We start from the raw sequence: 4,890 nt of genomic DNA, 5'->3' as shown, positions 1-4,890 counted from the left end.
GTGATCGGATGCCCCGGAACAGGTGATCGGATTAAATCGGAATCACTGATCGGATGTTATCGGAACCGGTGATCGGATGTCCCCGGAACGCGCAGGCTGCCGGACAAGGTCGTGCCGGAAGATACGGACCGGGACCTGCTGCAGGGGCTGTTCAGCGTTCTCGACATGAATTCTGACGGAGAGTTGACCCGTGCCGAGTGGAACGAACGGATCGAGAGCGACCTGGCGTTTGCCGATGCAAACGAGGATGGCAGGATAACGCTCGAGGAACTCTCAAACGCGCGAGAAAACATCGGCATCGGCGATGCGCTTGGACTGATCTTCTGATTTCCGGCCCGGCCCGGGTCCCGGCTGTGTCACGATGTGCTTGGAGATCTCTTATGCGCACAACCCGTGCATGAGGTAATGTGACGCGGTTCGGGCCTTTGCGTCAAGGGTGGCGGGCTCCGGCGGCTTGTCGTGGATATTCCACCCGTCGAACGCTTGCGTGAAGTTCCGGACGAATACGCGGAGCCGCAAGACGGCTTTCCGGCCGCGACGGTCCGGCACGATCTCAGGTGCATTACGGACCAAAAGCCGTTATTTTATCGTCCATGATATTGTGACGGCGCTATCTCTGAGGGCTTTCCGGCCAGCCTGGCTCGACGCTCGGGATGATCACACTGCGATACCTTGCTGGATAGCAACTCGCCTCAACGCAGCCCGAGAAAACCAAGTATGAAAATGACGATGACGACGGCGCCGACGATCCAGATGATATTGTTCATGATGTGCTCCATTTCATTGTTTGACCGAGTGTGCGCTCCGGCCGGCGGGTGGGTTTCGGGGCATTCTTGACGGCCCTTCGGATGCAGCGCCCCGCGCGCTGATCACAGGGCCGGGCGCCGGCGAACCGGCACCCGCGCGCGCGTTACTTGTCGAGGCTGCGCAGGATGTCCACCAGCGCCTCGGCACCCTCGATGATATCGTCGCTTGCACCGCGCGTCTCCTGCATGACGGATGCAGCCGTGGGCCGGTCGAGATAGCCGGTCGCGGCGTGATCGCGGCTGCGCTGGTAGTCTTCGATCGCCCGCCGCGTGTCACCGTCAAAGGTGCCATCTTTCCGGCCCGGCGCGAAGCCGAGGACATCCAGGCGTTGCTCGATCGAAAGACGGTCGGCCTTGCTGAGGTCGAGCGCCGCTTCCTTGACAGCGGGATCCGGCCGCGTCGGCTCGGTCTCGCTGGTATCGGCCTGCGGCTCAGGCGCGGGCGCCGCGGCGTCCGCCTGCTGGTTCAGGAGCGCCACCTGCGCGCTCGTGAGATAGCCTGTCTCGGGCAGATCGTTGGCCGCCTGCCACTGCCGGAGCGCCGTGCGCGTTCCCGGCCCGAAGATGCCCTCGACGCCACGCGTATCGTGGCCGAGCACGGTCAGGTTCTCCTGGAACGTCCGCCGCTCCGCCCGTGTCAGGTCGAGCCGCTGCTCGGCGGCAGCGCCCGGATCGGGTGACGCCGTTTCCGGTGCGTCGCTCGTGTCGGCCTCCGGCCGGTCCGTGACGCGTTCCGCGGTCTCGGGTGTGAGAACCAGGCCGGACCCGGTATCTCCGGTCACCCAGGCGGCCGAATCCAGATTGCCAACCGCAGTGCCGACCCTGATCCCCGGCGCGAGGAACCCGTCGACCACGCTGCGGCCAAAGTCACTCTGGCCCGTGGCGCGGCGCGCGATGGCGCGGCCCGGTGCGGCGGCCGAGACCACGAGCACGCCATCGGGCGCCTCTATGTCCGACAGTCCCGGCGCGGCAAACCCCTCGGCCTCGAACCCGTCGAGCTGGGCCCCGTCGAGGAACACCACCGCCTCACCCGGTTCCCGGCCAGCCAGCCTGAGCACGAGGTCCAGTGGCACGCCGTCCATCATCGTCTCGACCAGCGAGGCGTTGCCCTGGTCGACAGGCGTCAGATAGTTGACCCCGTCGCTGGTCAAGGTGTGGCCCGAGTAGAACACCACCAGACGGTCGACGGCCTCGTCGCCGTCGAGCAGGGCCGTGAATTCGGTGATGCGCGCGCGCATCCCAGCACGGTCGAGGTCAGTGCCCGAGATCACCTCGTAGCCGTGCTCTGCGAGCGCATCGGCAACGGCGCGAGTGTCGGCGCGAGCACTTACCGCCTCCGGCGCATTCCGGTAGTCCTGATTACCGATCACCAGGGCGACATCCGCCGCCATGACCGTCGCCGGCAGCAACAAAGCAAAGCTGGTGACGGACGCCAGTCCAAGAGGCATGAGCTGTTTCATTTCCATCTCCCTTCAGTTGTTGGTGCCACACTATCGCGCCTCGTAACTCCGCGCCCTAACTCAGATCAGCCCAGCGCCGGATGGTTTGAAACCAACGATGCCCCGACACCTTCCGGCAAAATTCCGGTCCGGTTCAGATCATCGCGACAGCTCAGGGCGCGACAGGTTACATCAAGCTCCCATCCTCTTGGGAAACCGTTGCAGCCGCTCATCCTGCGGGGTGCTTAAAATCTGATCGGGCGCCCCGCTCTCGAAGATCTTTGCGCTGTGTATGAACACCACTCGGTCGGCGATCTGGCGCGACCTGCATCTCTTCGGTCACGGCCAGCATGGTCTGCTTGCGCTCGGCAGGCTTGCGCACAAGGACCAGCACGTCGCCCACCCATTCGGGTCAAGGAGCCGAGGTTTCCTTGTCGAAAAGCATCTCGCCTCCTGCGCCAAGGCGCGGCCGATGCCGACAAGCTGCTGCTGCCCATGGGAGCTTTCGCCACGGGACAGGCCCGGTGCCGGAATGCATCCCCATTGCCGGAATGCATCCCCATTGCGTTGGCGGAAAAACTCGGGACTTCGCGCCCGTTTCCGCCCGTTTCAGCGGGCGTCTATACAAGGAGGTCGAGCCATGCCTCGATAGGGAAATCCGAAGCATGTTGATTGGCTTGTGTTATGGAAAAGTGGGGTTCTCGCGTTTGGTGACTTCTAATAATCGACGCGAGAGGGTCAGAAATGTTTTTTCGCGCCGGCCGTGCAAGACATCTGTGAATACGGGCCCGTCGACCTTATGTTGGAATATGTGAAAACCTTGAAAAGATACGCCGGAATCGGTGCCTTTGCCCTCGTCGCGACACTGACTGCAGCACCGGATGTGACGGCCGCGCAAACGCCCTCCGCCCAGACGCCTTTCCCCCCGGCTGAGCAATCTGCACCCGTGCAGGATAGGCCGCCCGAAGAAGAAACCGGTGCGGACGAAGCCAGCCTCATCCGGCCAGCGGTCGGAACATCGCTCGGGGAATGGCGCTGGAGGCGTCGTCCCGTCGTCGTCTTCGCGGACAGTCCGAACAATCCGTCATACATCCAGCAGATGGAAAACATCACCGAGCGGGTCGAGCCGCTGATCGAGCGTGACGTTATCGTGATCACCGACACCGATCCTGCGGCGCGTTCGTCCTTCCGGCAATCCCTGCGCCCGAGGGATTTCATGGTGGTCATCTTGGGCAAGGACGGCACGATCATCCTGCGCAGACCGGTGCCGTTGTCCGTGAGCGAGATCTCGCGCTCGATCAACAAGCTGCCGCTGCGCCAGCGCGAGGTGCGTGAGAGCCGCACCACGGAGGACTGACCGTTCTCACAGCGTCAGCGCCATACCACGGCGCCCCCGGCTCCAGTGCCATCGTCAAAGGGTTCGTCTCCGGCTCCCTTCCACCCTCCATCGCTCAGAACGGCCGAAGGCTACTCAAAAACCACGTGCAGGCCAACATCGCCCGGCGCGTCCGTCGCTGCGATGGTTGAGGTCTACGCGCCGGCCGCGCCTACCGGGCGCACAAGATGTAGCGTCCGCTCAAGCCTCGGTGAGCCCGGCAACCCACACAGATCGAGAAGGGACCTAATGTTCGGCGAGCGCTTTGACGCTTGAGTATCTGAAACCGCATGGGCTGGCCGGATACACAAAGTTCAGGACACTCCCCTTATAAACGGTCGTCACGACCCAGACCATTGCGATCCAAACGCGACCACAGCTGCATAAATGGCCAGGCGGGTATTGGCTCCTGCATACCTCAGGAGCCGGGTTCAGGGTGAGACAAGCCAGAGAACGTTCGACACCGGTCCCGTCCCCTCCGCCATTTCAGTGAACAAGCATCTGTTTTTGTGAAATTTTCTTCGAGCCGGGAAATCCATCCCACCAAATTTACCACCATCATGTACGCGTTTGAATGCAGCTTCATGCAACTGGCTACGTCTCACCTGCTCGTATCGGCTGAGCACTTCACCGCCCTCTCGGGCGATATCGAGGCATGACTCAAGGCAAAGATGGACGCTGATCGGAACTGTCGCAGGGCAGTCCGGAAAAAGTTTCGCGTGCCTCGATCATTTCAAGAAACGCTTGCTATAGGTCCATAGCCACATCCGCACATGGAGGCACCTCGTCGGAGGTCACAAACCAGCCGACGGGTCTACGCATCCATGTGCTCAAAACCAAGAGCACCCGAATAATGGCAACACAGGCTATCAATTGCTACCTGTCGGTCGAGCAGGTCGCAACGCGTTTCGGCGTCTCGAAGGACTCCATCTGGCGCTGGACGCGCAACGGTGATTTTCCCGCTCCGGTCAAGCTACGCGGCACGACGACCCGCTGGCGCCTCGCCGATATCGAAGAGTGGGAGAGCCAGCTGGCCTGTGGGTTCATCACTTGTCTCGAGTTCGAGCCTGATGGGCTGATACCAGCGCGCGAAAGGTTTGACTCTGGGGCCATTTTCAGGCTGCCGGATCCGTGATTCCGTGCTTGAAAACGGATCATGAGGCAGAGATGGGACGAGCGTTGGAGATCAAGGACCAGCTGAGCGCGGCGGACCTGCGGGCACGGGCGGCGCGAGAGAAGAAGAACCGGACGGCGCGGCTGTATGCTGGCG

4 protein-coding genes are annotated in these 4,890 nt (G+C 62.4%); 3 read left to right on the top strand and 1 reads right to left on the bottom strand.

The annotated features are described in order from the left end of the window. Positions 1-111 precede the first annotated feature (111 nt). Positions 112-327, top strand: coding sequence for a hypothetical protein (locus tag V8324_RS21015; RefSeq protein ID WP_336421851.1), 216 nt, complete (start codon positions 112-114; stop codon positions 325-327). Positions 328-910: 583 nt separating this feature from the next. Here the strand turns inward: V8324_RS21015 and V8324_RS21010 are convergent. Continuing rightward, positions 911-2,266, bottom strand: coding sequence for a peptidoglycan-binding protein (locus V8324_RS21010; RefSeq protein WP_336421850.1), 1,356 nt, complete (start codon positions 2,264-2,266; stop codon positions 911-913). Positions 2,267-3,044: 778 nt separating this feature from the next. Here V8324_RS21010 and V8324_RS21005 point away from each other — a divergent pair. Together V8324_RS21005 and V8324_RS21000 are read left to right on the top strand one after the other, a co-directional pair. Further along, entirely contained in the window at positions 3,045-3,602 is a 558-nt protein-coding gene (locus V8324_RS21005; RefSeq protein ID WP_336421849.1) for a DUF4174 domain-containing protein, read from the top strand. 871 nt (positions 3,603-4,473) lie between these two features. Beyond that, on the top strand, positions 4,474-4,755 hold the full coding sequence (locus tag V8324_RS21000; protein ID WP_336421848.1) for a helix-turn-helix transcriptional regulator: 282 nt from the start codon (positions 4,474-4,476) through the stop codon (positions 4,753-4,755). Positions 4,756-4,890: the final 135 nt, after the last annotated feature.

This window comes from Roseovarius sp. D22-M7, from assembly GCF_037083785.1.
Taxonomy (GTDB): Bacteria; Pseudomonadota; Alphaproteobacteria; order Rhodobacterales; family Rhodobacteraceae; genus Roseovarius.
The sequence above is the reverse complement of the archived record's forward strand: the minus strand, read 5'-3'. Positions and strand labels throughout refer to the sequence as shown.